The organism is Halorientalis pallida (assembly GCF_049605515.1).
GTDB lineage: Archaea > Halobacteriota > Halobacteria > Halobacteriales > Haloarculaceae > Halorientalis > Halorientalis pallida_A.
The window spans coordinates 1,904,276-1,928,477 of record NZ_CP187158.1 but is presented as its reverse complement, the minus strand read 5'-3'; the positions used below and the strand labels follow the sequence as shown (position 1 = coordinate 1,928,477).

24 protein-coding genes and 1 pseudogene are annotated in these 24,202 nt (G+C 65.6%); 9 read left to right on the top strand and 16 right to left on the bottom strand.

What is annotated here, in order from left to right; genetic code table 11:
* Positions 1-14 precede the first annotated feature (14 nt).
* From nucS to ACOZ4N_RS11445, 4 genes are all read right to left on the bottom strand, one after another.
* The gene (gene nucS / locus ACOZ4N_RS11460; RefSeq protein WP_424016512.1) at positions 15-782 is read right to left on the bottom strand and encodes an endonuclease NucS; all 768 of its coding nucleotides are present in this window, start codon (positions 780-782) and stop codon (positions 15-17) included.
* Between the two features lie 51 nt (positions 783-833).
* A complete protein-coding gene (locus ACOZ4N_RS11455; protein ID WP_424016511.1) occupies positions 834-1,400 on the bottom strand; it encodes a DUF6735 family protein in 567 nt (188 codons plus the stop codon).
* A gap of 33 nt (positions 1,401-1,433) precedes the next feature.
* Positions 1,434-2,606 (bottom strand): tRNA sulfurtransferase, encoded by a 1,173-nt coding sequence (locus ACOZ4N_RS11450; RefSeq protein WP_424016510.1) that lies wholly within the window; start codon positions 2,604-2,606, stop codon positions 1,434-1,436.
* A gap of 70 nt (positions 2,607-2,676) precedes the next feature.
* On the bottom strand, positions 2,677-3,138 hold the full coding sequence (locus ACOZ4N_RS11445) for a DUF6789 family protein (RefSeq protein ID WP_424016509.1): 462 nt from the start codon (positions 3,136-3,138) through the stop codon (positions 2,677-2,679).
* 344 nt (positions 3,139-3,482) lie between these two features.
* Between ACOZ4N_RS11445 and ACOZ4N_RS11440 the strand changes: the two genes are divergently transcribed.
* The 3 genes from ACOZ4N_RS11440 (at position 3,483) to ACOZ4N_RS11430 (ending at position 6,167) form a co-directional block, all read left to right on the top strand.
* Entirely contained in the window at positions 3,483-4,220 is a 738-nt protein-coding gene (locus ACOZ4N_RS11440) for a bacteriorhodopsin (RefSeq protein ID WP_424016508.1), read from the top strand.
* A gap of 127 nt (positions 4,221-4,347) precedes the next feature.
* Entirely contained in the window at positions 4,348-5,118 is a 771-nt protein-coding gene (locus ACOZ4N_RS11435) for a lycopene cyclase domain-containing protein (protein WP_424016507.1), read from the top strand.
* Positions 5,052-6,167, top strand: a complete 1,116-nt coding sequence (locus tag ACOZ4N_RS11430) for a Brp/Blh family beta-carotene 15,15'-dioxygenase (RefSeq protein ID WP_424016506.1) — start codon at positions 5,052-5,054, stop codon at positions 6,165-6,167. The genes ACOZ4N_RS11435 and ACOZ4N_RS11430 overlap by 67 nt, the downstream gene beginning before the upstream one ends.
* On the opposite strand, the gene ACOZ4N_RS11425 is transcribed toward ACOZ4N_RS11430, so the two are convergent.
* On the bottom strand, positions 6,154-6,669 hold the full coding sequence (locus ACOZ4N_RS11425; RefSeq protein WP_424016505.1) for a hypothetical protein: 516 nt from the start codon (positions 6,667-6,669) through the stop codon (positions 6,154-6,156). The two genes, ACOZ4N_RS11430 and ACOZ4N_RS11425, sit on opposite strands and share 14 nt — an antisense overlap.
* Before the next feature lie 69 nt (positions 6,670-6,738).
* The gene (locus ACOZ4N_RS11420; protein ID WP_424016504.1) at positions 6,739-8,037 is read right to left on the bottom strand and encodes an endonuclease/exonuclease/phosphatase family protein; all 1,299 of its coding nucleotides are present in this window, start codon (positions 8,035-8,037) and stop codon (positions 6,739-6,741) included.
* 107 nt (positions 8,038-8,144) lie between these two features.
* On the opposite strand from ACOZ4N_RS11420, the gene ACOZ4N_RS11415 reads away from it, so the two are divergent.
* Positions 8,145-9,341, top strand: coding sequence for a hypothetical protein (locus tag ACOZ4N_RS11415; RefSeq protein WP_424016503.1), 1,197 nt, complete (start codon positions 8,145-8,147; stop codon positions 9,339-9,341).
* A 236-nt stretch (positions 9,342-9,577) separates the two neighbouring features.
* Here ACOZ4N_RS11415 and ACOZ4N_RS11410 read toward each other — a convergent pair whose 3' ends face one another.
* Both ACOZ4N_RS11410 and ACOZ4N_RS11405 read right to left on the bottom strand, forming a co-directional pair.
* Positions 9,578-10,168, bottom strand: coding sequence for a 50S ribosomal protein L15e (locus ACOZ4N_RS11410; protein ID WP_424016502.1), 591 nt, complete (start codon positions 10,166-10,168; stop codon positions 9,578-9,580).
* 233 nt (positions 10,169-10,401) lie between these two features.
* The gene (locus ACOZ4N_RS11405) at positions 10,402-11,079 is read right to left on the bottom strand and encodes a TVP38/TMEM64 family protein (protein ID WP_424016501.1); all 678 of its coding nucleotides are present in this window, start codon (positions 11,077-11,079) and stop codon (positions 10,402-10,404) included.
* A gap of 126 nt (positions 11,080-11,205) precedes the next feature.
* Here ACOZ4N_RS11405 and ACOZ4N_RS11400 point away from each other — a divergent pair, with 126 nt between their 5' ends.
* Complete coding sequence (locus tag ACOZ4N_RS11400) at positions 11,206-12,459, top strand: hypothetical protein (RefSeq protein WP_424016500.1); 1,254 nt, start codon at positions 11,206-11,208, stop codon at positions 12,457-12,459.
* Positions 12,460-12,641: 182 nt separating this feature from the next.
* Here the strand turns inward: ACOZ4N_RS11400 and ACOZ4N_RS11395 are convergent, their stop codons facing one another.
* The 4 genes and pseudogenes from ACOZ4N_RS11395 to ACOZ4N_RS11380 all read right to left on the bottom strand — a co-directional run bounded on the left by ACOZ4N_RS11395 (position 12,642) and on the right by ACOZ4N_RS11380 (position 14,911).
* Entirely contained in the window at positions 12,642-13,550 is a 909-nt protein-coding gene (locus tag ACOZ4N_RS11395; RefSeq protein WP_424016499.1) for an RIO1 family regulatory kinase/ATPase, read from the bottom strand.
* Positions 13,551-13,831: 281 nt separating this feature from the next.
* Positions 13,832-14,140: pseudogene (locus ACOZ4N_RS11390) on the bottom strand (transposase); the annotation flags it as partial.
* 49 nt (positions 14,141-14,189) lie between these two features.
* Entirely contained in the window at positions 14,190-14,543 is a 354-nt protein-coding gene (locus tag ACOZ4N_RS11385) for a type II toxin-antitoxin system PemK/MazF family toxin (protein WP_424016498.1), read from the bottom strand.
* Positions 14,540-14,911, bottom strand: coding sequence for a MarR family transcriptional regulator (locus ACOZ4N_RS11380; RefSeq protein WP_424016497.1), 372 nt, complete (start codon positions 14,909-14,911; stop codon positions 14,540-14,542). Before ACOZ4N_RS11380 ends, ACOZ4N_RS11385 begins: the two co-directional genes overlap by 4 nt.
* A 210-nt stretch (positions 14,912-15,121) precedes the next feature.
* On the opposite strand from ACOZ4N_RS11380, the gene ACOZ4N_RS11375 reads away from it, so the two are divergent.
* On the top strand, positions 15,122-15,937 hold the full coding sequence (locus tag ACOZ4N_RS11375; RefSeq protein WP_424016496.1) for a lipoate--protein ligase family protein: 816 nt from the start codon (positions 15,122-15,124) through the stop codon (positions 15,935-15,937).
* On the opposite strand, the gene ACOZ4N_RS11370 is transcribed toward ACOZ4N_RS11375, so the two are convergent.
* Positions 15,934-16,467: a peroxiredoxin family protein gene (locus tag ACOZ4N_RS11370; RefSeq protein ID WP_424016495.1), complete on the bottom strand. Its 534-nt coding sequence runs from the start codon at positions 16,465-16,467 to the stop codon at positions 15,934-15,936. The two genes, ACOZ4N_RS11375 and ACOZ4N_RS11370, sit on opposite strands and share 4 nt — an antisense overlap.
* 236 nt (positions 16,468-16,703) lie before the next feature.
* Here ACOZ4N_RS11370 and ACOZ4N_RS11365 point away from each other — a divergent pair, with 236 nt between their 5' ends.
* On the top strand, positions 16,704-17,414 hold the full coding sequence (locus tag ACOZ4N_RS11365; protein WP_424016494.1) for a hypothetical protein: 711 nt from the start codon (positions 16,704-16,706) through the stop codon (positions 17,412-17,414).
* Between the two features lie 266 nt (positions 17,415-17,680).
* Positions 17,681-18,946 carry a glycosyltransferase family 2 protein gene (locus ACOZ4N_RS11360; RefSeq protein WP_424016493.1) on the top strand — a complete coding sequence of 422 codons (1,266 nt, stop codon included), beginning with the start codon at positions 17,681-17,683 and terminating at the stop codon, positions 18,944-18,946.
* 63 nt (positions 18,947-19,009) lie between these two features.
* Here the strand turns inward: ACOZ4N_RS11360 and ACOZ4N_RS11355 are convergent, their stop codons facing one another.
* From ACOZ4N_RS11355 to ACOZ4N_RS11345, 3 genes are all read right to left on the bottom strand, one after another.
* Positions 19,010-19,909 carry a hypothetical protein gene (locus ACOZ4N_RS11355; protein WP_424016492.1) on the bottom strand — a complete coding sequence of 300 codons (900 nt, stop codon included), beginning with the start codon at positions 19,907-19,909 and terminating at the stop codon, positions 19,010-19,012.
* A gap of 44 nt (positions 19,910-19,953) precedes the next feature.
* Positions 19,954-20,097, bottom strand: a complete 144-nt coding sequence (locus tag ACOZ4N_RS11350) for a lasso RiPP family leader peptide-containing protein (protein ID WP_424016491.1) — start codon at positions 20,095-20,097, stop codon at positions 19,954-19,956.
* Positions 20,098-20,175: 78 nt separating this feature from the next.
* Entirely contained in the window at positions 20,176-22,047 is a 1,872-nt protein-coding gene (locus ACOZ4N_RS11345; protein ID WP_424019952.1) for an asparagine synthase-related protein, read from the bottom strand.
* 500 nt (positions 22,048-22,547) lie between these two features.
* Between ACOZ4N_RS11345 and ACOZ4N_RS11340 the strand changes: the two genes are divergently transcribed.
* A complete protein-coding gene (locus tag ACOZ4N_RS11340; protein WP_424016490.1) occupies positions 22,548-24,191 on the top strand; it encodes a hypothetical protein in 1,644 nt (547 codons plus the stop codon).
* The last annotated feature ends 11 nt before the right edge of the window (positions 24,192-24,202 follow it).

Genomic DNA, 24,202 nt, shown 5'->3' with positions numbered 1-24,202 from the left:
TGTCGGAACACCGCTCAGCGTTCGGGATCGGGTTCCAGCGCCACGAACTCCATGCCCTGCTCGGCGAGCAGTCGCCGCGCCCGGTCGGTCACCGAGGGCGCGACCAGTATCCCGCGCACGTCGGCGTCGGCGTGGAGGTCCCGCTCCAGGGCGTCGACGTAGCGGCCGAGTTGCCCCACCGCGTCCGGCCCGACCCGCCTGCGTTTCAACTCCACGACGACCCGCCGCCCCTGGTCGTCCTCGCCGAAGATGTCCACCGCGCCCGCGGGCGTCTCCCGCTCGGTCGCCAGCGGACTGAAACCAGTCTCGACGAGTCCGGGGTCGTCGAGGATGCGCTCCCGGAGGTCTTCCTCGGTGCCTTCGAGGGCAAGTTCCCGCTCGTCGGTCACGTCGTAGGCGGTGACCTGCAGGATCTCCTCGAAGCGGACCAGCAACTCCTCCTCGGGCGTCGAGCGCAGGCTGTGGAGCTCGAGGCGGCCGTCGGTCAGCCGGGCCGCCTGGGTCGAGCCCGGCGGTTGCCAGTTCACGGGCTGGTGGCCCTCGTCGGTGTGGACCAGCGTCGTCCCGTCGGGCTTGCAGACGACGAGCCGGTCGCCCGGGCCGAGGTGGCTCGACGCCCGGCCCTCGTACTCCACCGTACAGGTGCCGAAGACCGAGATTACGTCCTCGCGCTCGATGGCCGCGGCGATGGCGTGCCGCGCGTCGGCGGGCGTCGGACTCGCGAGTGTCGTCACTGCGGCCGCGTCCTCGGCGTCCACACTCCCGTCACCCGTGTCTGTCACTGCCCGACTGTAGTCGCGGTCGGCGGATAAGCGCGTCGAGACTGAACCCTGTCAGTCGTCCCACCCCGTCGGATCAGCGTCCGGCCCGAGGTGGACCGTCCGGCCCTCGGCGTGCCAGGATCGGACCTCGCTGGCCAGAAACGAGCGGGCCGTCGGGAGCGACAGGCGGTCGTCCCGGACCATCGCGAGCGTGGCGGCTTTCAGCCCGGCGACGCGGCCCCGCAGGAACTCCCCGTCCCGTTCCACGCGCTCGGGGTCGACGCCGACCAGTGCGCCGTCCCGGGGACGGACCGTATCGTGACCCGGCAGGCCGAACCACGCCGCGAGATACGGCTGGACGCTTCCGTCGGTCGCGACGACGTAGCAGGCGTCGTAGGTCTGCCAGTCGACGTGGCTGGCCAGGAGGTCCTCGAAGGAGCGGTCGGTCGCCAGCGGGTCCGGATCGACGCCGGTGAGCGAGCCGCTCCCGTCGGTGGGATCGAACCGGTTCCCCGGCCGGATAGCGGCGAGCGACGCCGCCAGGAGCCACTCGTGGGCGCCCCAGTGTGCGTAGTGGAGGTCGTACCGACCGTTCGTCCGTTCGTAGGCGACGAGTGCGCGCTGTCCCACGGTGGTCACGGGCCGGGCTGGTCCCGCTTTCGGACAAAAAGGTCAGGGCTCGACCAGTTCGAGGTCGGCGACGGCCTCGCGCGCGCGCTCCCGGAGGTCGTCGGGTTCCAGCTCGCGGAGTCGGTCCAGTCGTGCGTTGGTCTCGGCCTGGACGGGCGCGAAGCGGTTACAGCCCGCCGGAATCGTCGAGTCGGTGAACGTTCCGATCTCCTTGGCCCGTTCGGTGATGACGTTCTTGTCCATCGTCAGGAGGGGGCGGAACACGGGCAGGTCGGTGATCGGATCGGTGACGCTGAGGTTCTGCGTGGTCTGGCTCGACTTCTGCCCGATGGCCTCGCCGGTGACGATCCCGGCCGCGCCCGCGTCGAGGGCGATCTCCTCGGCGACCGCGAGACAGAACCGGCGGAAGGCCAGCATCCGCCCCTGTTCGAGTTCGTCGGCGAGCAGTTCGACCGTCTCGCCGCCGGGGACGACTCGAAGGGATTCCCGGAAGTTCGGCGCGTACGAGCCGAGCGTTCGGACCGTCTCGACGGCCCGAGCGCGGTGGTCCTGGCCGCCGTACTCCCCGAGGTCGACGTACACGGGGACGACGGGACAGCCCTTCCGCATGATCTCGTAGGCCGCCACGGGCGAGTCGATCCCGCCGCTGACCAGCGCGACGACCGGGCGCTGGCTCCCCAGCGGGAGGCCGCCCGGCCCCGGAATCTCGTCGAGGTACAGGAAGGCCGCGTCCTCGCGGACCTCCACGTTGACGGTGAAGTCCGGATCGTCCAGGTCCACTTCCGGCTCGAAGTCGCTTTCGACGGCGTCCCAGATCGCCTGCCCCCCCTCGCGGCCGAGGTCCTCGCTGTCCATCGGGAAGGTGTCGCCCGCGCGCCGCGCGTTGACGGCGAAACTCCCGCCGTCGTAGTGGGCCTGTGCGGCCTCGGCCATGGCGTCGAGGATCGGGTCGGGTTCGGGCGGGAGCGACCGGGCCGGGCTGGTCGAGACGACACCGAACGCGTCGGCGGCGACCGCGGCGGCCGCCGTTGGCTCGTCGGTCCACACGAGCGGTCTGGTGGGCCGCCGCTCCACGTCGCCGTCGACGCCGCGGTCGGCCAGCAGGGCCTCGATGTTCTCGACCAGGCGTTTTTCCATCCCGCGACGGACGCGACTGCTCTTCGTACTCATGTCTCCGTAGCGGACGACGACCGTCTCAGCGCCCGGCGGCTCCATACCCGGGCAGAGACGGTTGGGGGTTAAATTCCTGTTGTCGTCGGTGTGCCCGAGGCTGTGCGGCGGGGACTCAGCGCAGGGCCGCGTAGACGACGCCGAGGACGCCGCCGTACACGACGTGCCACACGAGACTCGGGATCGCGAAGTTGGGCAGCGGCGGTGCCTTCGGGAACCCGACCGCACCCAGCCACACCGGCATCACGAGCGCCGCGAGGGCGATCCACGTCACGACACCCCAGGCCAGCCCCGTCCCGACAACGGCGGCCGCCGAGTCGTCGGGAATCGGCGCGAACCGCAGGAGCGCCGCGAACGCGACGCCCAGCACCGCTCCGTGTGCGACGTGGACGGTAACGCCCGCGATGCCACCCGAGAGTCCGTACAGCGCCGGGATCGCCGCCGTGATCGTCGGCGGGTTCATCGCGACGATCAGCGCCGCCATCACCGCCGCACCGACGACGCCACCCGCGACGCCGGCCTGCCAATCTTCCAGCCCCGTTCCACGTTCGATCACCGTATCTGTTTCAGTCGCCATCGCATCCGAAGCGTCCACGGCCGAGTACGTAACACCACCTCGCGTCTGTGTCTGTGTTACAGGCGCGCACAGGCGGCGAAATACACCCGTACTCGGCGAGGACGAACCACGCACGGACGCTGACAGGGGTCTAGCTTCGGTCATCCAGTGGTCCCCCGTCGTGGGCCGGTCGTGTGCCGGTCGGCACGGACACGCCGAGTCGATGGCAACACGGCTGTCGATCTATTCTTGCCGCTCGGGTTCGGAACAATGCCCGCTTCTCTATTTTCAGACTCTCTACTCCGCAACCCCAACTGGTTGGGCAAGGATGTTTTAACTATCTAAATCTAATTATACAGTGCATCATGCCACAACCTGGTCCGGAGAGCGTTTGGCTGTGGATTGGTACCGCACTGATGGCGCTGGGTACGTTGGCGTTTATCGGCATGGGTTGGAACGAAACGGACGAACAGAAACAGGAGTTCTATATAATAACGATATTTATCCCGGCCATCGCAGCCGTGTCGTACTTTTCGATGGCCATGGGATACGGCCTGACGGAGGTGACAGTGGCCGGTGAGGTGCTCGACATCTACTGGGCTCGGTACGCCGACTGGCTGTTCACCACGCCGCTGCTGTTGATCGACCTGGCACTGCTCGCCGGGGCCGACCGCAACACGATCGCGACGCTCGTCGGACTGGACGTTGGGATGATCATCACTGGCCTCGTCGCCGCGCTGACCACCGCGAGCCAGGCGATGCGGATCGCCTGGTGGGGTATCAGCTGTGGCTTCTTCCTGGTCCTGCTGTACATCCTCGTCAGCAGACTGACCGCCCAGGCATCGGACATGCCTGGTGACGTGGGCAACCTGTTCAGCACGCTCAGGAACGTGGTGATCCTGCTGTGGCTGGCCTATCCCGTCGTGTGGATCGTCGGGACCGAAGGCCTCGGCCTCGTCCCGCTGTACTACGAGACGGCCGCGTTCATGGTGCTCGACGTGCTGGCCAAGGTCGGCTTCGGCTTCCTGCTGCTCCGGAGCCGGGGCGTCCTCGACCAGGCCACGACCGGCACCGCCGAACCCGAAGCGGCCGCCGCCGACTAACCACCGACCGCGGTGCGGTTTTTTCGTACACGGCACCGACCGATACCACACAAACCACTAACCGATCCGCCCTGGATACCACCACTATGACTCGATCCGACAGCCCGTCCCGGGGAGGCCGGCCCCGATGAGTGCCGGGGTCGCCCTCGCCGCGCTCACGTATCTGGAGTTTCATCTCCTGTTCGTCCTGCCGCCACTCGTCGCCTTGCTCGTCCTCGCCGGGCCCGTCGAGCGCCCCTACGCCGGCCCGCTGGGCGTCGCCGTACTCGCGGTCGTCGCCGTCGTCTACACGACGCCGTGGGACAACCACCTCATCGCCACCGGCGTCTGGGCCTACGGCGAGGGGACCGTCGCCTTCCGGATCTGGCACGCCCCCATCGAGGAGTACCTCTTTTTCGTCCTCCAGCCCGTGCTGACGAGTCTCTGGCTCGCGCGGCTCCCGACCGCGAGCGACTACGAGTTCGGGATCTCCGTCCCCCAGCGCGCGCTGGGCCTGCTCGGCGGCGGCCTCGTCGCCGCCCTCGGGCTGTTCTTTCTCGCCGAGTCGACCTACTACCTCGGAACCCTGTTGCTGTGGGCCAGTCCGGTCCTGGCCATCCAGTGGGCCTTCGGCTGGCCCGTCCTCTGGGAGCGTCGCCGCACGCTCGCCCTCGGCGTCGGCGTCCCCACCGCCTACCTCGCGGCCGTCGACCGCATCGCCATCGAACTCGGCATCTGGACGTTCGACGACGCGTTCATGACCGGGCTGGCGATCTTCGGCCTCCCCATCGAGGAACTGCTCTTTTTCGCCCTGACGAACGTCTTCCTCGTCCAGGGCCTCCTGCTGTTCTGGTGGGTGACCGACCGCTGGGAGCAGGTCCGGACGGTCTGGAACCGCCGCACACCGACTGGCTCATGATCCGATCCGTCCCCGGCGTCGACCTCGACGACTCGGTTCGAGCCACGCTGACCCGGGGCGTCCTCTGGCCCTCCTGGGTCGTCACTGCCGCCCTGATCGTCCCGTTCGGCTTCGGCGTCACCGTCCCGCCGGTCGTCCAGTACGTCCCGCTGGTCGCCAGCGTCCTCGTCCTCGGGTTGCCACACGGCGCGATCGACCACCTCGCGCTCCCCCGCGTCCGCGGACGGGACCCCACGCTCCGGGCCATCGCCGGCGTGTTCGCCCTCTACGGCGTCCTCGGGGTCGCGTACGCCGCGGTCTGGTTTCTCGCCCCCGCGGCCGCGTTCGGCTTCTTCATCCTGCTGACCTGGGCGCACTGGGGGCAGGGCGACCTCTACGCACTGCTGGCCGTCCTCGACGCCGAGTACCTCTCGACCCGCGCCGAGTGCGCGCTCGCGGTAATCGTCCGCGGCGGGTTGCCGATGCTCGTGCCGCTCCTCTTTTTCCCGGACTGGTACCGCCGGGTCGCCGACGCGCTGATCTCGCTGTTCGCACTGGGTTCGACCGCCAGCCTCGCCTGGGTGTTTCACCTCGACACCCGACTCGCACTCGGCGTTGGCTACGCCGCGGTGATCGTCGGGTACCTCGTGCTGACGGGCGTCCGCGCCCGGGACCCGTCGGTCTGGTTCGTCGACGCCGGCGAGATCGCGTTGCTCGTCGTCTTCTTCGCCCTCGTCCCGCCCGTGCTCGCCGTCGGCGTCTACTTCTGTGTCTGGCACGCCTACCGCCACATCGCCCGGCTACTCCCGCTGGAACCGACTTCCCGGGCCGCGCTCGACGACCACCACCTTCGTCCCGCGCTGGCCCGTTTCGCCAGGGAAGCCACGCCGCTGACGCTGGCGTCGATCGCGTTGCTGGGGGGGTTCTCCCTGCTGGTCCCGAACCCACCCGCCGACATCCTGGGCTGGGTCGGGCTCTATCTCGTCCTCATCGCCGTGCTGACGCTGCCACACGTCGCCGTCGTGACACTCATGGACCGCGAGCAGGGGGTGTGGACTACCGGTCGGTGACCGCCCGCAACTGCGCCCGGGCGTACTGTTCGGACGCGTTCAGCGGCACGGTCCCGGTCACCTGCACGTACACGTTCGCCTGCTGTGCGTTGACGGCCGTCTCGGTCAGCGACGTGACCCCGAACGCCCGGTCCCCGACGCTCACGTTCGTCGCGTTGATCCCGTCTTCCCGGTAGGTCTCGCGCTGGGCGGCCAGGAAGGCCCGCGCGTCCGCGGGCGACTCGAACACCAGCAGCGCGATCTGGAGGTTCGAACTCCCGTTTCGCAGTTCGAGGACCCGCCCGGACTCCATCCCCGCGGGCGTCGCCCCCGGCGCGCGCGTGCCGTTCCCCTCCCAGTTGGTGAACTCCGCCGCCGTCAGCAGGTACTCGCTCGCCGGTTCGTGATACCCCGAGGCGTCCGGCGTCGGCGTCGCGTCGCCAGGGACACCGCTACAGCCCGCGAGGACGAGGAGCACGGCCACGGCTCCGACGACCGCGACGGACCGACTTCGACTCTCCATAGGCCACCCGTAGCCGTCCACTTCGTAAAAACGTGGTCGCCGTTTCGTCCGCCGTGGCACCGAACCGACTCACGCCCGCCACAGCCGGCCGGCGATACCACCGGCGACCCCCGCCAGCGCCGCGAGGACGCCCAGCCCCGGCCCCGTGCCAGCTGTCGCGTCCGGTGCCGAACCGTTCCGCGCGGTCGTCCCTGCCCGCCTCGCCGTCTCGGTCGCCGTCGCGGTCCCGACCGACGCCGACGCCGCGAGCGCGAACGTCCCGACGACGCCGGCGTGATCCGAGGGCCAGACCCGTATCGTCTCCCCCTCGGCCCGGTAGGCGATCCGATCCGACGCGCGGTGCCCGACGCGGCTGGCCGCCGTCGCGGACACGTCGCCGCGGACGAGGAGGCCGTCGATGCGACTGTCCAGCCGCGACTCGGCGTTCCGAAGCCCCGCCGCCTGACAGCAGGTGAACCCGTCCCGGTCGGGATGGCGCGCGGCGTAGGCATCGGTCAGTTCGGCCGTCAGCCGCTCGTAGGCCGCCGTGTCCGAGCCGGGGCCGCTGTTGAAGTCGCCGCCGACGATCACCGGCCGGTCGGTCGGCAACTGGGCGAGCAACTCCGCCGCCTGCTGGCCGCGGAGTGACGACGAGACCGACGAGAGATGCGTCGAGACGACGGTGACCGTCTCGCCGGCCACCGTCACGTCCGCGGCACAGAACCCGCGTCGGACCGCCAGCCCACCGAGGCCGGGAATCAGCGCTGGCACGCTAAACGCCGCCTCGAAGGTCCCGCTCGCGGTCGCCGTGGCGTCCAGATCACTCCGGACCAGCACGGCGTCGCGGTCGGTGAGGCGCACGTCGGCCGTCCCGTCGTCGGTGTCCGCGGGGAGTTCCACGTCCGTCGTGACGGTCGAGGCGGCCACCTCGTACGCCAGCCCGCGCTCGGACAGTGCCGACTGGACCGCAGCCAAGAGGTCGACGACGACGGTCTCGGCGGGCTCCGAGGAGTCCGTCCCGAAGTCGCTCGGGCGCTGGACACGGAGCGTGGCGGCCTCCTGGAGGGCCACGGCGTCCGCGCCGGCGGCCTCGATCTCGGCCGCGATGGCGTCGGCCCGCGCCCTGACGAGTCCGGGATCGACCTCGTCCAGCAACTCCCCGGCGATCCGTCGCACGTCGTCGAGCGAGCGCGCGTCGAACAGGCGAAAGAGGTCGACGCCGAGGTAGACGTTGCGCGTCAGGACCGTCAGTTCGGGTGTCGACTGGGTAGTCGTCAGCCCGCTGGCCGCCGAGGCGCCGGTCGTGGCGGCCGCGCCTGCGCTCAGGCCGGCGATCCCGGCCAGCACCGCACGTCGACCGACCGACCTGTCGTCTGCCGGTGGTTCCATTACCGACAGATTCGGTTCCTGCCACCTGAATGTAGGGGGTGTATTGCGGTGCGTGGGCGACCGTGACAGTGTCAACCGTTAAGTCGGCTCGGCGACACGTCAGGCCGATGGATCGGCGCAGCGTTCTGCAGTCGCTCGCGCTCGCGGGACTGGGCGGACTCGCCGGCTGTTCCGGACTCGGTGGGTCCGACGACGAGCAGGGCTGGCGCCGCGCTCAGAACCGGAAGGCTGCGGAGCCGCGCGGCTACCGCGTCGACTTTCACGACCGGGCCGGGACGCTCGGGCAGGTGCCACGGTCCGGACGGACGGGCAACGACTTCGACACCGTCACCTGCTCGCGCTCGGCGGCCGAGTGGGATCGGATGAAGCGCAACGACATGGACTACGCCCGGCAGCTGATGGACGAGAACCGGACCAGCGTCGAGAAGTTGCGCCCCTACGTCGAGCGGGCGCTGGAGTCGGACCATCCGAAGGCCGAGCCATGGCCACACGCCATCGCCTGGGGAATCGGGAACGGGCTGCACGACCACTCCGGGGTCGCCAACAGCTACGACGCGGCGCTGATCACCGTCCCGCTGGTCGATCACTTCGCCGACCAGCTGTTCGACCGGCGGGACCGGATCGAGACGTGGATCGTCGCCGCGGTCGAACCGCCCACGCTCGGGGAGTTCAGACACCTCGCCGCCGCGATGGCCTACGAGACCGACGACGGGTCCTGGACGGTGCAGTACCTGGAACCGACGCTTGGCTGTTACGGCGACTGTGGTACCCCGGACTTCTTCGAGTCGTCGCTGCGCCCGCCCGAGGAGAGCCTCTACGCCCGCCGGGGCGCGACCGACTTCGTGACCGGTCCGGAGTTCCGGAAGGCCCAGCGGCTGGCCGACCGCGGCTACATCCAGGAGGAAGACGAGGCCAGCCGCGGCGACTGGAACCAGAAGGCCATCTCCGGAGCCGTCTGTTCGTCGATGACGAACCTCGTCGACACCGCCGAGAACGACATGGACATGGGCGAAGCCCCACCGGCCGGGATCAAGACCGTCACGACCCGCTCGTTCGGCCGGTCGCTCGAAGACGCCTTCGACAGGTTCGACTACGACACCATGCGCCGGATGGAGTTCGTCGGCCGCGCGATCACCCTGACATTCGAGCAACGGCGGTGGTACCAGCCCCTCGGGATCGACGGCACACTTGCCGAACCCGAAATCTACGTGCTGAACCAGGAGGAGATCCGCTACGCCTGGAACAACTACGACGAGTGGGCCCACGTGCCCGAAGTCATCGACGCGGCGAGCGAGGCGGCGTGAGGGTTACGGACGGTCAAAACAGGCCGTAGCGGTGCTGTGCGGTCGCTGTGCCGGGGCGGTCGCGGTTGTTGTGCGGGACGGGGCTGTGGCGGATGCTGTGCGGTATGCACCAGCGCAGCACCTCCGAGCGAGCGCGTGCGCTCGCTCGGAGCAGTTTTTCCCCAAGTTTTTGCAAGGGGGGTTCGCGAAGCGAACCCCCTGCAGTAAAAAGTGGGAGCTGAAAAGTGGGTGCGGAGTTATTTAGCGCGGCCCTGACCGCCGTTGTTGCTCGGGCGGTTGTGTTCGGTGCCCTTGCCCTTCTTGTCGAGACCGCGGTTGGACTGTCCGGCGCTGGTCAGGCCGCGGTAGGCCCGGCCGCGCTGGGAGTCGTCACAGATCCAGTTGAGGTCGTCGTCGTTCTCGATGGCGGGGTGGTGCGGGTCGAGCAGGATCACTTCGAACCACTTCTGGCGGCCGTCCTGGCCGACCGAGTAGGAGTTGAGCACGCGAAGGTTCCGATATTTGCGGGTGGCACGCTCCTCGGCGACGCGCTGGAGGTTCTTCCGGCGGGTGATCCGGGTCACACCCTGGCGCTTCGAGCGCCGGCCGGCGGTGAAGCGCTGTTTGCGTGCGCCGCCTTTGCGGATGCTGGCGCGCACGACGACCACGCCCTGCTTGGCCTTGTAGCCGAGCGAGCGGGCCTTGTCCAGTCGGGTCGGACGCTCGATGCGTTCGAGCGCGCCCTGGTCGCGCCACTCCTGCTGGCGCTGCCACTGCAGTTCTGCGAGCTGTCCGTCGTCGGGGTCTTCCCACGCCTCTCGGATGTGGGAGTAGAAGCTCCGTGTCATGGGCTATCACCACGGGCGTCGAGTGGTTCAATCCTCCGGCGGCCGGACGGCCCGGCCGCCTGCCCGGGGTCAGAGACCCCGCCGATCACATCCCGTCCTGTGGAGATCGAGCGACTCGATCTCGGCAGGTGCCCGCTGGTGCCCGTCGACCAGCGAGTTACCGATCCTTCCCCACTGGCGCGGTTAAACACTTCGAACTCTCCCCGGCCCCACCACCGACCCTCCCGTGGTACCTATTCGAAGTAGGTGAGCAGTCGCTCGCGGTTCAGAACTCCCCACGCCGACCCGACGAGCAGGACCAGCAGCGTCACCGCCGCCAATCGGAGGTCGCCGCTGGCCAGCCCCGACCCGGAGACGTTCACCAGCACGTAGGCCGGCAGGCGGCCGACAAACGAGATCGCGACGAGTTTCGGGAGGTCGATGTCGGTCAGCCCGCCGACGAAACAGAGCACGTCGTCGGGCAGTCCCGGGACGAGAAAGATCACGAACAGACTCACCGTCCCGGCTTCGGCCACGAAGGCGTCGAAGCGAGCCAGCAGGTCGTCCCGGACGACGCTCGCAACGAAGGGGCGGCCGTACCGACGCGACAGCCAGAACGCGACGGCGCTCCCGATGGTGACACCGACGAGACTGTAGATGGTCCCGCGGACGCTCCCGAACAGGTAGCCGCTGGCGAAGGCCGTCACCTGCCCCGGGATCGGCGCGACGACGACCTGGATCGCCTGGAGAGCGACGAACACGAGTGGCGCGAGGACGCCGTAGCCGTCGACGAACCGGCGCAGTGCGACCCCGTCGGCGAGCATCGGCAGGTACGCCCGGACGAACAGCCAGAGGCCGACGACTGCGGTGACGACGACCACCGCCGCCACGACGAACCGCCGGCGGGCCGCTCGTGACTCGAACACCCTCATCGGTCGGGCCGCTCCCCTGTCATCGTCGACACGTCGACTCAAGGCCACTTACCTCCGCCGGTCGCTCCCACCGACCGGGAGCGGACGCGGGAGTTAACAGGACCGGTTTCGTCCATTCGAGCGTCGATGTCTGTGTCGAGGCTCTCGGAACTGCGGTCCCGGTACGGACTCGGGACGCGGCTCATGCAGGTCGCCGTGCTGGGGATTCTGCTCGTCGGCCTCCACACGCGTAACGTCGGGGTGGTCGTCAACGCCGCGCTGGCGCTCGGGACGACCGTCCTGCCGGCGGTGCTCGAACGGGACTACCGGATCGAACTGGACGCACGCTTTACCCTGTGGATCACGCTCGCGGTCTTCCTGCACACGCTGGGGATGCTCTGGTTCTACGGCGAGGTCTGGTGGTACGACCGGCTCACACACACGGTCTCGGCGGCGGTCGTCGCCACGCTCGGCTACGTCGTGGCCCGGGCCATCGACGAGCACAGCGCGGCCGTCTCCCTCCCCGACCGGTTCCTGTTCGTCTACGTCCTCGTGTTCACGCTCGGCCTGGGCGTCTTCTGGGAGATCCTCGAGTTCGGGACGACACTGGGTGCCAGCGCGCTCGGGTTCGAGCCGGTCCTCACGCAGTACGGGCTGGCGGACACGCTGGGCGACCTCCTGTTCGACACGGTCGGGGCCGTCCTGGCCGCGACGGTCGCGACCGAGCGGGTCGCGGACGCCGTCGACACGCTCCGGCGACGACTCGACCGCCACGACGGTGACGACGACAGCCCGCTCCGCTCCGTCGCGCACGAACGAGCTGGCGTCGTCAGCCTCGACGCGGTCGTGAGCCACGACCGGACGAACGCGCGCCGGTCGTGGACGGTCGTCGGTTTCCTCGCGCTCGTCGCCGTCGGCGGGGTGCTGGCCGGGTCGATCCTGCTGGCGACGCTCGTCGCGACCGTCGTCGCGCTCGCGCTCGTTCCGCCGGTCGCCTACCGGGACCGCCGGGCGACGCTCCCGTGGGAACTCCTCCTGATTGCAGCGCTCCCCGTCTTCGGTGACGTGTTCGCCCAGCCGTGGCTCGCGGCCACGCCGCTGATCTACGTCGCCGTGGCCGCCGTTGCCCTCGTCGTCGCCGTCGAACTCCACATCTTCACGACCGTCCGGATGCCGCCGACGTTCGCCGTCCTGTTCGTCGTCGTCACCACGATGGCCGTGGCGGGCGTCTGGGCCGTCGGCCGCTGGCTCGTCGATCTGACGCTGGGCACCCACTTCCTGCTCGATCCGGCGCTGACCGGCGACGAAATCGAGACTCGACTCATGTGGGAGTTCGTCCACGCCGCCGCCGCGGGGCTGTTCGCCGGCGTCCTGTTCGAGTGGCGGTTCCGACGGGGCTGAACGGCCGTCTCGGTCACTCTCCTCGCCGAACAGTGCCGCGTCCGTCTCGCTCGCCCCCTCCAATTTGATATAGCGATATACAGTTTATATCGGGATTTCAGCGTGGCCACTCTCACGAGCGGGGCTGTCGATACAGGGCTGCTACGGTCGGAACACGGGAAAAAGGGGGCCAGTGCCGGCGATCACTCGCGGTGATCGTCGACGGTCCCGAAGGTGCCGTCGGCGACGGCGGCCGCGACGGCGTCGGTGACCACACTGTCCACGTGTTTCGGGTACTTCCGGCGGAAGTAGCCGACGATGTTCTCCACGTCGCGGGCGAGCAGTTCGCGGCTGTTCTCGTGGTCTGTCGGGACGGCCTGGGGCCAGTCGAAGACGGTCACGCCCTCGCTCCCGACGAAGACGTTGTACTCGCTCATGTCGGCGTGGACGTACCCCTCGTCGTAGGCTGTCGCCAGCTCCGCGAGGATCAGATCCAGGATCGGCACCACCTGTTCGGGTTCGAGTCTCGTGCGGGAGAGTTCGGTCGCGTCGATCTTCTCCATCAGGATGGCGTGGCGGTTCTGATCCACCGGTCGGGGGACGCTCACGTCGGGATAGAGCGTTTCGAGGGCGTCGTACTCCCGTTCGGCGGCCTTGCGAGCGGTGTACTGCCAGGAGACGTGGTCGCGATCCGACGTGTAGTCGCGCTCTTTCATCACTTCCCGGAAGTTCGTGTACCCCTCGCGGTGGTACTTCAGGGCCAGGGGCTTGTAGGAGCGGACCTCGTACACGTCGCTCTCCTTGCCCACGCCCAGGGGCGCGCCGAACTCCTCGACGCTGCCGCGTTCGATGAAGGTGTGCAGGGCCAGCGCGTCGTAGCCCTCGAAGGTGAGCTTGAACCCCTGGTACTGGATCGTCTTTCGCTCGACCAGGCCACGGTCCTCACACCGGTCGAGCCGGTAATCGACGTTCTCCGGCGAGAGCCGCGAGAACTCGGGCAACTTGCCCCGGGCCACCCACTCCGAGAACCGCATCCCCTGCTCGATCCCCGAGAGCAGGTGGAAATCCTCGGGTTCGAGCTCCCGCATGAGCGGCGCGACGTTTTCGACCATTGGACGCCCGTAGCGGGCCGGTCGGTAAAAGCCCGACGCGTCCGACCGCTGGCGGACGTAAATTAGATATCGCTATATCGAATTGGATGGCTGGGAGCTGAGCCTCAGCGGGTACAGCGGGAATGTGTGGTTCGGCTGATTCAGTGAGGAGAAACTGACACAGATTACTCTCCTACCGGCTTGAACCGACAACCAAATACTCGAATTTCGCGACTTTCGACGGCGAAGCCACCTAGACGCCGCGCTACCACGGAGAGTGTCCCATCCCTATCCCATCCGGTTTTCTTCAACAGCGTCAGGGTATTGTCGCTGTCACAACCGGTAATTGGGAGTATTCATCAGTCAACTGGACCTGCGCAAACATTACCGCCGGCCAGGTCGAGTACAATAGGCAGGTGAACGCGAAGTAGAAGAACCGCAGGCCCAAGTGTTCGAGGCTGTCGTGGTTATGAACTGCTTGATCGACTTGTAGCACCCATCTGTACCCGTATTAGGAGCTACCTCTTCCGATCCGTCATAAGCACTGAGTATTGCCGATGATCGGTGAGTTCGGAATTCTCTTTTCTGCGGTAGATCAGTGTCGTCGAGTGTCACTCGTTGTCGCCACGGCGTAGATTCAGATTGGTCCGTACGGATCAGCTACTGCAACTCTTCGACGAGGGCAGCGACTGCGTCGTCGACAAGCTCACTCTCTACCCGTCCCTGCCAGAAGTCGATATCCTCGTGGTCGATCGATTGAACGCCCCAAGGAACGATTCGACTCTCGTCAGGCGTCCCACCACGCAGCCAACTCTCTTCAGGAATATCGATGAGGCCGTCCGTCCAGGATTTCGTTGTCAACGTCAGCGCGACGTACTGCTCACCGTGGAACGGTCGGTCTTCGTGATTCGAGAGAACGAGCCACGGTCGGGCATCATCCTTCCCTTTGAACGGGTCGTCACCGTAGACCACGTCGCCCCGCTCGAAAATCGGGGTTGCGTTCTCGTCTGTCACTGCTCGTTCTCCACGCTCGGATGCGGCTCGCTGGGGGCGTGTTCGCGCCACGACTCCTCGTCTTCGTCACCGAGTTGCTCGTTGAACAGAGCGGTCGCCCGTTCGTAGCCGCTATACCCGTCGAGTCGCTCGGCGTCGTCAGTTACGGCCCAGTACGTTGCCTTGTGTTCGACCAAGTCGCGGTCCTTCAGCCGCGAGAGCGCAGTGCTGACTGCACCCTCGTCGAGGCCTACTTGGGATGCAATTTCGCGAGCCTTGAACGCACGATCGTCGCGAGCAGCGAGAAACCCGAGTACCTGATCAGGAACAGAAAGGTCTTCGAGTTCGTCCTCGCTCGTGTTCTCGAAGGTGTCTCGGTCGATGGACATCTTGGACGAAGTTACGCCACCCACTGTGAAGAGTGTTAGGGCTGAAACCATCGAAAATGCTGAAAGCGATGATACTATACTGTTCAGCGGGTAGAAATCACCCCTGACGGAGAAATTTGAGGGGCTATGTGCATTGAAATGATATTCCTCAACTACAGCCGGACCGTCGGCCGACACAACCGCTTTCCTGCCCCGGGGCCAAGGGCGGCTATGACCGACCTCGCCGACCGGGAGTGGCGGCTGATCCGCGAGGAGGCCTGGGACGGGCCGATGAACATGGCTCTCGACGAGATCGCGGCCGAGACCGTCGCCGCCGGCGGTCCGCGCACGCTCCGAGTCTACCGGTGGGAACCGAGCACGCTCTCGCTGGGGTACAACCAGGACGCTGAAACCGTGGACTGGGACTACTGCGACCGCGAGGGAATCACCGTCACCCGCCGGCCGACCGGCGGTGGCGGCATCTACCACGACACCCACGGCGACATCTCCTACTCGATCATCGCCCCGGCCGACGAATTGCCGGGCGATCTGATGGACAGTTACGATCTCCTCTGTACGCCGATCATGGACGCCTTCGCGGACATGGACGTGCCGGCGACGTTCGCCGACGAGAAACGACCCGCGGTCTACCAGCCGGCGTGTTACCTCCGGGAACTCCACCCGGCCCACGACGTCGTGTCGGCGACCGACGGGCGCAAACTCAGCGGCAACGCCCAGTACCGCCGGAAAGACAGCGTCATCCAGCACGGATCGCTGACGTACGCCGGGCGGCCGGAACGGCACCTGGCGGTCTTTTCGGGCCACGACGTGACCGTCGACGCGTTCGAGGAGCGAGTGGGAGCCATCGAGGACTACGCCGACCGCTCCCGGACCGCGGCCGTCGAATCGCTGACGGACGCGCTGGCGACGTGGGCCGACGCCGATCAGGGGGCCTGGACCGAGGCCGAACTCACGAGAGCGCGTGCTCGCGCCGAGCAGAAGTACGCCGCCGAGTCGTGGACGCGCGACCGCGAGGATCCGACCTAGGCCGGGCCGAAGTCCGCGGCGCCGTCCTGCAGTCTCTCGACGATTGCCTCGTGGATCTCCCTGACGGGCGGGGTGTCACGGGTCGGGTCGAGCCAGTGATTCGAGAGCCACTTGTACTGGATTCGGCGCTCGCTGTCGACGAGAAACGTCGACCGGCGGGCACGACTGCTGATCTTGAACGCCCGGTACCGGACGTCGAAAGCCTCGGCGATGTCGAGGTCGGGGTCGGCAAAGAGCGGAAATCCGAGGTCGAGATAGTCGATGAACCGCTTGTGGAGGGCGGCCCCGGACTTGCTGACGCCGACGACCTGCACCTGATCGCCCGTGGCGAACCAGTCGAAATCGCGAAAGTCACACCACTCGTCGATACAGTCCGGGCTGAAATCGGCCGTGTAGAAGTTGACGAGGACCGGTTTGTCCTCGAGCAGTTCCGACAGCGTCGCCGTCCGCTCGGTCCCGTCGGGATCGACCAGCTGGCCGGAAAAATCCGGAACACGCTCGCCGACGGCGAGTCCCGTCGATTCGGTCATCCTCGGCGCTACGGCCGAGGCCGGTAATACCCTTGGCCCGGTTTCGAGACGTGTACCGCCAACTAGTTCACTAATGCTGTCACTATCGTGGGGCCCCGAGAATATCGAGTGATAATTTGCTCTTTACATCTTTACGTGTGGCCGTTCGAGTTCACAGATATGAGACTGAGTGTGTTGGCTACAGATCACTTCGGCCGGAACGGTGGCGCGACGCGGCGCCGTGGCTGTCGTGACCGATGAGTGACGAACCGCCATCCACCAGGGACGACGTGGACGCGCCGGAGGCGTCCGACGAGTCGGTCGAGTCAGCGACGTCGGACGGCGCGGATCGGTCGGACGAACGAACCGAGGCGGATGGTGTGGCCGAGGCAGACGAGGCTAACGAGGCGGCCACGACAGACGAGGCGGCCGAGACTGGTAGCTCCATCGACCGGCGGACCGTTCTCAAGGCCGGTGCCTTGACCACCGTGACCGCACTCGGTGCCAGCGGATTCCTGCTCGCTGGCGACGCCGACTCGACGGACGATGTCCAGTACGGATACGGTGGCACGCCGATCGAGACGACCGAGGTACCCACCGAATCAACTCGGACGGAACGGAGTGCACCGACCGGCGCGACGACTACCACGGCCGCGGGTGTGACGGCGACCGAGACGCGAAACACGACGACCGAACGCGGCGGTACCGAGACTGGGGACAACGCCGTTGCGAGCGGCGACGACGGTGAGTCAACCACGTCGACCGACGGTTCCACTGCGACCACGACCACAACGACCACGACCGAACGGACGACCACTGCGGCAGGGACCACCACGACGACGGACACGGCGACAACGACGACAACGACGACAACGACCGCGACGACGACCACCGAACTCGATCCCGAGACGTACGGCGTTCAGGGCTACGGCGAGTACGGCTACGGTGGCGTCGAACCGGACGGATAATTTATACGTCCGGTCTGTCATCGTCTATCCTGACATAATTATCAATGGAATCATAAATTACTTTAGCAACTAGTTAGTCACAATTATGTGACGAGGGTGAACACGGTGGGCCGATATCCGAAAGCGGTTAGAGCGGCTAGCATCAAGTGTATCGACTGTAACGCGCCGGTTGTCGAGACGGTCGACAGTGCGTACGTCTGTGCGGAGTGTGGTGGGTCGCCGATCCGATCGCGCGTCGGAACCGACGGCGGAGAGCCCACGGAGTGATGGCGACGGACTCGAACAGCGGAATCGACGGATCCGGTTCCGCACCTGGGGTGGACGAGTCCGTCGGTGGTTCGTCGGACGGTTCGTCACGCGCTGACCACTCCGGCGACGACCTGCTGGTACAGCGCGACAGCGACCAGGAGCCGAGCCTGACGATCGTCATGCCGACCCTCAACGAGGAAGAGGGCATCACCGAGTGCATGGATCGGGCCAAGACGGCCATCGCCGAACTCGGCGTGGTCGCGGAGATCATCGTCAGCGACAGCTCGACGGATCGCACGCCCGAGATCGCCCGCGAACTCGGGGCTATCGTCGTCGAACCGGACGAGGGCGGCTACGGCAACGCCTACAAGTACGCCTTCGAGCGTGCCCGCGGCGAGTACATCGCCATCGGCGACGCCGACACGACCTACGACTTCGAGGAGTTGCCCAAACTGGTCAAGCTGGCGAACCAGGACGACGTAGACATCGCCATGGGGAGCCGCCTCGACGGCGAGATCAAGTCCGGCGCGATGCCGCCGCTCCACCAGTACGTCGGCAACCCGCTCCTGACGGCGTTTCTGAACACGTTCTACGACGCCGGCGTGAGCGACGCCCACAGCGGCCTCCGTGTACTGGACGCAGACGCGCTGGACCGGCTTGATCTGGAGACGACCGGCATGGAGTTCGCCAGCGAGATGATCATGGACGCCGCGGCCAAGGACATGACCATCGCCGAGAAGCCGATCACCTACCACGAGCGCGAGGGCGAAGCCACCCTCGACAGCTTCCAGGACGGGTGGCGCCACGTCAAGTTCATGCTCGTGAACGCCCCGGGCTACCTGTTCTCGCTGCCGGCCGCGCTGCTCACGCTGGCCGGAATCGCTGTGATGGGCCTGTCGCTGTTCGGCGCCCAGCTCGGGAGCCTGACCTTCGGTCTCCAGACCATGATCGGTGGGAGTCTGGTCACGGTCGTGGGCTACCAGATCGGCACGCTCGCGATGTTCAGTTCGCTGGCGACCGACCCGATCCGCGAGCCCCGGGACCCGATCACGAGCCGCATCCGCGGGAACTTCAAACTCGAACACGGCGCGTCGCTGGGCCTTCTGCTGTTCGCCGCCGGCGCGCTCGTGTTGAGCTACGGCGTCGTCGGCTGGACGATCACCGGCTACGCGGCCGTGCCCAGCGCGACCGTGAACCTGCTGGCTTCCACCGTCACGCTGCTCGGGGTCCAGACCGTGTTCTGTTCCTTTTTCCTGAGCATGCTGGCGACGGCGGAGAACTGATCACCCCGCACATTGCGACGCCTTCGCGACGCTTTCGCGACTTGACTCCTCCGGGCCTTTGTGTCACACCGACTGGTCCGCGAAGACTTCCACTAGCTCGTCGAGGCGGGCGAGCGACTGTGGACGCGTCGCCCGGCGAATGGAACACGCGTCCGCGACTGTGCCACAGTCCTCGAGGTGGGTTCGCTGGGCCGCCGTATCGGTCTCGTCGTAGAGGCTGTAGGACGCCTGCAGGAGTTCGAAGACGGCAGGCTGTGCGGACAGTTCCGTCGCCGATACCGTCTCACCTCGACCGAGCAGACAAATCGCGTCCAGTCGCCGCTCGTCGCGAACGAACCGATCCGACACGTCGAGGCTCGTCTTTCCCGCGCTCGTGCCGGCCGCACGGTCCGACAGGCCGAGCGCACGCACGACCCGCTCGTCGACTCGCAGTCGTGGGTAGCCCGCGGTGACGGTTGGGACGCCAGACTCATCGACGCCCACGGCAGTCAGGTCGTCGGTGACGATATCGTGGCCCTGCGCGTAACACGCTGCTGCCGCCGTCGACTTCCCGGCACCCGACTCGCCGGTGATGGCCACCGTGACGCCGTCGACGGTGACCGTGCTTGCGTGGAACACGAGGAAACCGCGCTGGACCAGCGCGCCACAGAGGCCGGCCCCGAGAACGAGGCGCCCGAGGGTCCCGTCAGCGACCGTCGGTGCGGGGTTGACGTCGACTCGACGGCCGTCGCTGACCGCTAGGGTTCCGACACCGTCGTAGAACCAGTAGAGTTTCCGCTGGGAGCGAAAGACCGAGAACTGGCCGGCCGGATCCTCGTAGACACAGGTTCCGTCACCGAGTGAATCGGGACTCGTGGGGAGCGACCCGCGGTGAACCACGAGGTCCGGCGTTACGTTCCCGTCGCTTGTCAGTTCCGAAAGCTCCGGCAGTGGAATCGACGACGCGACGCGTAGTCCGTACACTTCGTACGCACGTCCGGTCGCGGATGACACTCGTTACCCTGCTATCAGGGACCGTTGACACCGCCGTTGCCGTTGCCGTTGTTCCCGGTTGTCCCGGAGTTGCCGTCGACACGCGAGAAGTGTCGACCCTCCGTGACCGTTTCCACTGCACCGAGTTCCGTGACTTCCGGAGCCTCGTAATCGCCCATCTCTTTTCTTCGTCGTGTCTATGGAATAATGAATGTTGTGGGCGTGACAGAATCTGCCACGGACTGTCGTGGCGTCGATTACGCCGTCTGTGTCCGGAGCCATCGTTCGAGTGTCGTCGCCATCAGGAGATCCCGTGCAGCCGACACGTCGCCCTCCGTTCGGAGCCTGTCATGCGACGCGCGCAGCCCGTCCGTGTCCAGATACTTCGCCACCGCGGCGTCCCCCTCGAACAGCGTCGATTCGATCCGATCCAGCGCGGTCGTTCGCGTGCCGTGGACGACGTTCGGTGAGAACTCCATCTTGTCCGTCCGGGTCCGGACGGCTTCGGGGAGGATCGACGAGAGTCCGTTTCGAACGAGCGTCCGGTCGAGTCCGCCCTGGACGTTCACGCCCGGCGGGAGCGCGACGGCGAACTCCACGAGCCGTTTGTCGAGGTACGGGTACCGCGGCTCGACGCCGTGGGCCGCCGCCGCGTGGTGGTTTAGTTCGAGGTTGAACGTCGTCTCGCCACTGGTGAGCGACCGCCGAACGAGCGCCCGCTGTGACCGTGGCGCCCCTCGGACCGCGTCCGCCCGCAACCGGTCGAGGAGGCCACTCTCCCGAGCGAAGGAGTGATCCAGTGACGCAAGGGTCCCGTCGAGGTAGTGGTCGTCGTCGAACAGCCGGTGTCTGAGTCTTCGGAGCGGTTCCGGTGCGAGCGGCCTGAGTACGTCCCGCCAGAGCACGCCCCGCGTCGAGAGGCCCGGGTACCGACGCCCGTACCCCCGGAGTTCCCGCGCCAGCGTCGGGAGTCGGCCACGGCGCGCGAGCCCTTGAAAGTAGCCCCGCACGTCCGATCCCATCGTCTGGTCGCCGCCGTAGCCGTGCAGGACGACCGTGACGCCCTGGCGCTCGATCTCGCGATACAGCGCCAGGATCAGCATGATCAGAGAGGGGTAGTAGGGTGCCATCCGCCGTGCGAGATGGGTGTCGAGATTCGTGAGCGGATCGACCCGATCCCCGTGGATGAAGTGCGGTTCGAAGTGACCCGAATCTAGCACCGCGTCGATGTACGGCCGCTCGTCACAGTCCGTGATCTCCTCGAAGACCGCCGAGAACGTGTGGAGTGGCGGGTCGCCCCGCTCTCGCAGTATCTCTGATGCCATGCTGGCGATGGACGACGAGTCGAGCCCGCCGCTCAGAAAGGAGCCGACCTGCCCTGGGGTGCGGAGCCGACACCGGACGGCGTCGGCGAACAGTTCGCGAAACCGCTGTTCGTAGTCGATGTTCGCGTCCTGCGGGAACGGTTCGATGTCTTCGAGTGTCCAGTAGCGGCGTACTCTGAGATCGTCCTCTGTGACGGTCATGTAGTGGCCCGGCGGCAGTCGCGCAATGTCTTCGTAGAATGTCTCGGACTCGTCACCGTACATTCCGGCGAGGAAGTCGCCGATTCGCTTCTCACTCGGTGTTCGGGTGATTCCCGGTAGTTCGAAGAGCGGCCCGGGTTCCGACGCGGCCGCGAAGTGTTCGTCGGTGTGAGCGTAATAGAGGGGTTTGACACCCATGTGATCCCGGGCACAGAAGAGTCGTTCACGCTCGGCGTCCCAGATGGCGAACGCGAAGGCGCCGAGGAGGTGGTCCACACAATCGGTTCCCCACTCCTCGTAGGCTTCGAGGAGGAGGCGGCTGTCGGGGATGGTGCCAGTGTTCGAGTTGAGCGACAGGCTGGTTTTCAGGACCTCTCGGTCGTCAAGCCGTGTGTCCGTAACGGCAGTTCGTTGATCCAAGTGCCGCGGCTGGTGATCCTGTCTGGATTCGAGTGATATCGGGTACTCGCGGTGAGCGAGCTTGGCGTGTTCTGAACTCCAAGTGTTTGTTTCCCCGGGACCACTGTGAGCAGGTGAAGCAATCAATTCATTTACGCGGCCCGAATCGATCGAACCGCACCTGGTAGCATATGCTACCAGCACGATATCCACAAGTACCGTTCACGACGAAGTGTCTTTCCCTCACCACTCACCTTCCAAATGTCGGATCCATTGCCAGCGCAGGGGCCACAAACATTCTGGGATTCATATATTGTCCCCGGTTGGTAGTTAGAGATCGAACGGGGAACAACGCCGGGTTTCCGAGACGAACCTCTCATTCTGTCTCTACAATCCGTAGTTTGTCGCGAGATACAGTAAATCCAACTAATCGGCAGACAAACAATTTTTACATAAAAAATTTGAATTTAAACAATGGTGAAAAAGATTCCATAGCCAATACACCCAACCATCACCTACTGGAAAGTATTACTGTAGAAGACCAGTTCTTGTTCGAACTTTTAGAGTCGTTGACCTGTGAACGTGGCACGAGGCACTTATAAAAATCTTACGACATAAGCAATAAATCACCAGTTGCTGCGTACGTTAAGTGTTTGTCACTTACCCCGTGCGCTTATAAAATTCTGTATAAAAAAGTTGGGTTGATGACTGATTTCCACAACCTGAATACGCCCCAGGAAGGATCAACGGACTGGCACCAGCCGCTCAACGAGAACTTCAGACTGCTTGACGAAGCAATCGAAGTCCGGGACGTGGAGTCGAACAGGTCAAATTACCAGCCGAAGCAGGGAGCGAAGTTCTTCTCGACCGACTCCGGCCGTATCTACTTGGGCGACGGTCAGGAGTGGCAGGTCATTGGGACTGTCGCTTCGGGTGATGGGTCCGTATCGGGATCCGGGTTGTTGCGGGCCAATTCGCCGGACGACATCAACACTCAACTCCAAAATCTTCCGAACTATGGCGGAATCGTGCGGCTCGAACCGGACTTCTACAACGATGACGATTGGACAAAACCGATCGTACTCCCAAACAAGGAGGGCGCGGCGACGACGTATACGATCGATATGCGTGGGTCCCGGATTACGCTGTCGGATTTCAGTCCTGACAGGCCATACATTGACCGGACCGTCTCCGATTTCCAACCCCTCCGGCTCCAGTTGTTTGGGCCGACCAGATGGGATGTAAAAAACGTCACGAACCCGCCATCGGCAGTCAGGCTCTACGACATCTCGATGTCCGATGTCTGGCTCCCAGCGTTGATCGGTCCGTTTGAATGGGCCGTTGAGAAGCGTGCAGAACAGGCGTCAGGTCACTTCAATCGAATCCGTGTCCAGGGATGGGACGTCAAAAGCGGGTTCAAGATAGGAGACCAGAGCGACTCGCAGACGTCTGACCGGTCTTTCTACGTCGGCCAGTTCAGCAAAGTCACTGACTACGGCGCAAAAATCGAGAAGGGGAAACTAAACACCTTGTACGCACAGGTTGAGAGCACCGACGGCGAAGGATTCGGATACGGCTACCACATCAAAGCAGATGCCGGCACTGATACGGACGGTAACCGACTCAAGATTCAGGAGCGAGGAGCAGACATCCCGTTCCACATCATGGCGCCCAGAACACAGATCGACCTCGTGGGAGGGTTGAGCGCGGATGCATGGGCGAGATCGAATCACGTTGTGTCTCCCAGTAACGTGAGCGACTCCAAGTTCGGATCCGAGAACTTCGATTGGTCGCTGGACCGACGCTCGGAGTTCAAGATTGGTGGCTCGGTCGGCGCGACCACAATCCTCGATTATGGTGCCCTACGTCTCAAGGCCGGATCTAGCAACGGTGGGAATACATATATTGAGACGGTTGCGAACGCGACCAAGGAGGGTGGCAAGTTCAGCCGCGTATGGGGAATATTCTACCCCAGTTCACAGAACAGCGCCGTTCATAGGTACGGTATCTGGGAAGATAGGAACAACCACGTCCTTGCAGAAGCGGATATGACTTCCGGGGGGGAGTGGCGACTCGTGGCAAGGGTGGGCGGCAGCACCGTCGTCAACCAAGGCACCGGCGTGCAGGCGACGGACGGATACCCAGTGAGACTCTCGCTCTGTGACGATGGTGAACATCAGTCACTCTCGGTTCTCAGAAGTGGAAACTTAGGAACAGGGATTGCGAGGGGACAGGCATCTACCTCATCGCTCGGATTTACCGATATGCGCGCCGAAACGACCGTTTCCGGGTCACCGGGCGGCGATCGGACTTTCGACATTGTGGAACTCGGATACGAGTGGATTTAGCTAATTCGTTT